Origin of the sequence: Methanococcoides sp. (assembly GCF_030594565.1) — an archaeon.
GTDB classification, from domain to species: Archaea; Halobacteriota; Methanosarcinia; order Methanosarcinales; family Methanosarcinaceae; genus Methanococcoides; species Methanococcoides seepicolus.
On record NZ_JAUVEY010000180.1, the window covers coordinates 1 to 3314 of the forward strand.

Here is a 3314-nt window from a genome sequence, read left to right on the forward strand (position 1 = left end):
TGACTGTGAGGATTCTTCGATCCTGCTTGCATCTTTGCTCTATGATATGGGTTATGGTGTAGCACTTCTCGAACTTCCCGGACACATGGCCGTAGGTGTGAAAAGTGGTGATGAGCTTTCTGGAAGCTATTACAACTATGACGGAACAAAGTATTTCTATCTGGAATCCACGGATTCCGGTTGGGATGTGGGTGTTATCCCGGATCAATACAAAAATGAGACTGCTATCATAACACCTATCGGTTCAGGCTCGCCTGAATTGCGGCTCACATTTATCGGTACCGGGGAGACAAATTCCTATAGGACCTCTGTGGACCTGGAAATTACAATAGAGAACGTTGGCGCAATTACTGCGGAAAATGTGGTGATACACACAGCTCTTGAGAGCACGGATGAAGGAATGGTCTGGGACCAGATCAAAAGTGATACTATGCTGTCAATTGTTCCGGAAAGCAGTATCACTTACTCCGTCTCCGGATTGAAGGTGCCTGCTGGTGAAAGTTATCGTGTGGGTATTACAGCATGGGGTTCTAACGTCAATTCCGAATATATCTCTAGTGAATGGACATCCTCTTAAAAAAGGGAGATCTCAAGTAAGGCACATATTTTCCAAGCCTTACCAGAAAAATAGGATAATGCCTATAATTGCTAGCATGATGCCATTCTGCATGATGAGGGAGACGGTCATTATCTTCAAACCCAGTTCTGGTCGGAATATGCCGGTGTAATATGGAAGCATGCTCTTTATCCTTGGAACACTTGCCAGTACTCTTCCCACCAGAAGAGCTAGAATAATGTCTCTTGTGCTAAGCATTTGGGCTGAAAGTAGATTTCCGGCGATCGTATATGCGGCTATATTACTGGCAAACCATCCTGCAATTATTGGCAGGCCTTCCGGTGGCACATAATTGACAAGAAAAGAGCTTTTCATAATATCTGCTATCAGATCGAATATTCCTGTTTCCATTAACTGGAAAATAGCTATTGACACAACTGTTGTCGTCAAGGCCATTCTCATTACCGTTCGCTTTGACCTTCTAAGTGCGGTCAAGGATGCCTCTCTCAACGTTTTCTTTTCAATATCAGTATTAAGTGTGCCCGATGTTCTCGGTGTGAGGAGCAGTCGTGCTGCTACTAAGGCTATAAGTGTTTTCACAAAACCTATGAGCACTACAATTCCCAGATAGATCAATCCTGTTGTTCCCAGCAGTGCGACAATTATGGGGAGAAGGTCCCTTGAAAGCACGATACTTGAGGGGAATGAATTCACCATTGTTGCTATAATGGTCTCTTTCCTGTCTATGTGTTCATCATAGTGCAATTTTGCTATCATGGAATTTCCTGCTGCAGAAGACCCAAAGGATGTGAGGAAACTGAGCCCTATTTCCTGTCTCAGATGGCCAAAATGCATAAGAGGGGAAGCAAGAAAGCCAAATTTATTCACCCATCCCATTTCGACCAGAATGGCCATGGCAAGTGTTCCTATAACTATCGGAGGAAGGACCTTTATAAGATATTCAAAAGCGAGAAAAAGTGCATCTATCCACATTTGTGGGACAATTGATCATATTGGTTAAGAGCTTTACGCATTCAATCCTTTTTTCTGGCTTTCTTAAGGTCCCACATCTCAGCGAAGTTGTCCAGGAGACTGTCAAGAAAGCTTTCCTTATAGCAGATCAGTAATTCAGCCACACGTTCAGGTTCGTTTAGAACAAAATGACTTTCTCTTCCATTTTTTATCTTTGTTATTACTTGTCCTCTCAGCAGCTTGTTCAGATGCCAGGAAGTTGTTGATGGTGCCAGTCCAATAGCATTAGAAAGCTCTCCATTGTTCATACCTTTATTTTGGAGTAAATTGATAAGAATATGTCTACATCCCGTTCTTCTCAAAAGGGACAATATATTTTTTTCCTTTTCTTCCAGTATCCTGTCCCTGGTAAAGTAGCGCACGAACTCTTCATCCTTGAACGAATATATGGGCCGCTTCCTTTCAAGATAATGAAGATGATACTGACATACTACTGGTGCATGTATCAACACATCGGCCTGAAGAAGATGTTTGGTAAGACCGACTCAGGATATCCTCGTCTACTTGCTCTTGGGTGGTGTTCACATGGTGAGAAAGAGATCGTTGTCTGTAAAATAGGCAACTGGCAGCTTCGGCTCATGCATGAGATCGGTCATGAGATCGGTCATGAGATTGGAATGAAACATACTATGGAAGAAGGATTTGTTATGCATCCTTGGGGAATAAAGAGGGGAAGAAGGTTGCTTTGAATTGTATCGATTCGAGTGAAAATATGATAATAATCAGAAATAAAACATAGCAGCTTTATACTATTAATCTAAAAGGGGAGTAATTCTTTGTGGTATAACTACAATTAATTCAAAAGTTAAATTATACATATTTATGATGTGATCAAATGATGGCAGATGAAACTCAAACACCGAAAGAGATGCTGGAACGTTTTCGATCATTTAGCTTAAAATTTGATAAACCTCTGCCCAATTTAGTTCTTAAAGATTTGGTTACTGAGAAACAATTTATTTCACGATTTGCAAATATTGATGTACTAAGACTGAACGACGATGTTCAGAGCTTAATCTTATTCGATTTTGATGATATCAACTATGTTATTAATAGAGATAATATTCAAGCCAAGTCTCCAATATTAAATATTCAGGGAAAAATAAAACAGTCGCTTGAATCTGTAGGCAATTTAATAAAAGACTTATATAAATTAGAATTTGGGTTTTCGATTGAAGATGGTGCAGATTTTAGATACATTGAAAATTATAATCTTCAAAGTGAAACAATAAATTCGAAAATAACACAAAAGCTCAAAAAGGAGTTTGGTGGCAACGTATTTCCCATTAGCTGTCGATATGTATACAAGACTCCTGAGGGTGAAAAATCCTTTAACTTATCTTATGCCAATAAAAAAGATCATGAAGCAAAACGTTTGTTAATAGAATCCGATGAGGAGTTTATAAATCGCTTAAAAGAGGCATTGTCATGAGTGATTTTGCTGATAATTCTACCTATAGCGATTCAGATAATTTCGATGATTTCAAACAGAAGGCAGTCGACCAGGTGACAGAGAGAGCAATATATCGAAGTACCGATTCATCTGTCGCCACCAATTCCGATACTTTGGAAAGTTTCAAAAAGGAATTATAGTCAAACACCCAACATTTTGGACTTCTGTTTTTCACTAAGAAACTTTTCAATCCATCTCTTTGCAAAGCTAATTTTTGATGAGCACTCCATAAATTTCTCATGTATTAAATCCCGCATATGATCAATATCGATA

At 39.3% G+C, this 3314-nt stretch carries 5 protein-coding genes and 1 pseudogene; 4 read left to right on the plus strand and 2 right to left on the minus strand.

Annotated features, from left to right (window positions below):
- Nucleotides 1-577: pseudogene (locus QAS77_RS11120) on the plus strand (hypothetical protein); the annotation flags it as partial.
- A 39-nt stretch (nt 578-616) separates the two neighbouring features.
- Here QAS77_RS11120 and QAS77_RS11125 read toward each other — a convergent pair.
- Nucleotides 617-1549, minus strand: a complete 933-nt coding sequence (locus QAS77_RS11125; RefSeq protein ID WP_250868917.1) for a nucleoside recognition domain-containing protein — start codon at nt 1547-1549, stop codon at nt 617-619.
- 41 nt (nt 1550-1590) lie between these two features.
- A complete protein-coding gene (locus QAS77_RS11130; protein WP_305065608.1) occupies nt 1591-1950 on the minus strand; it encodes a winged helix-turn-helix domain-containing protein in 360 nt (119 codons plus the stop codon).
- Between QAS77_RS11130 and QAS77_RS11135 the strand changes: the two genes are divergently transcribed.
- The 3 genes from QAS77_RS11135 (at nt 1867) to QAS77_RS11145 (ending at nt 3181) form a co-directional block, all read left to right on the plus strand.
- Nucleotides 1867-2277, plus strand: coding sequence for a hypothetical protein (locus tag QAS77_RS11135; protein ID WP_305065609.1), 411 nt, complete (start codon nt 1867-1869; stop codon nt 2275-2277). The genes QAS77_RS11130 and QAS77_RS11135 overlap by 84 nt on opposite strands.
- 149 nt (nt 2278-2426) lie before the next feature.
- Entirely contained in the window at nt 2427-3020 is a 594-nt protein-coding gene (locus QAS77_RS11140; protein WP_305065605.1) for a hypothetical protein, read from the plus strand.
- Nucleotides 3017-3181 (plus strand): hypothetical protein, encoded by a 165-nt coding sequence (locus QAS77_RS11145; RefSeq protein ID WP_305065607.1) that lies wholly within the window; start codon nt 3017-3019, stop codon nt 3179-3181. The genes QAS77_RS11140 and QAS77_RS11145 overlap by 4 nt, the downstream gene beginning before the upstream one ends.
- Nucleotides 3182-3314 lie beyond the last annotated feature (133 nt).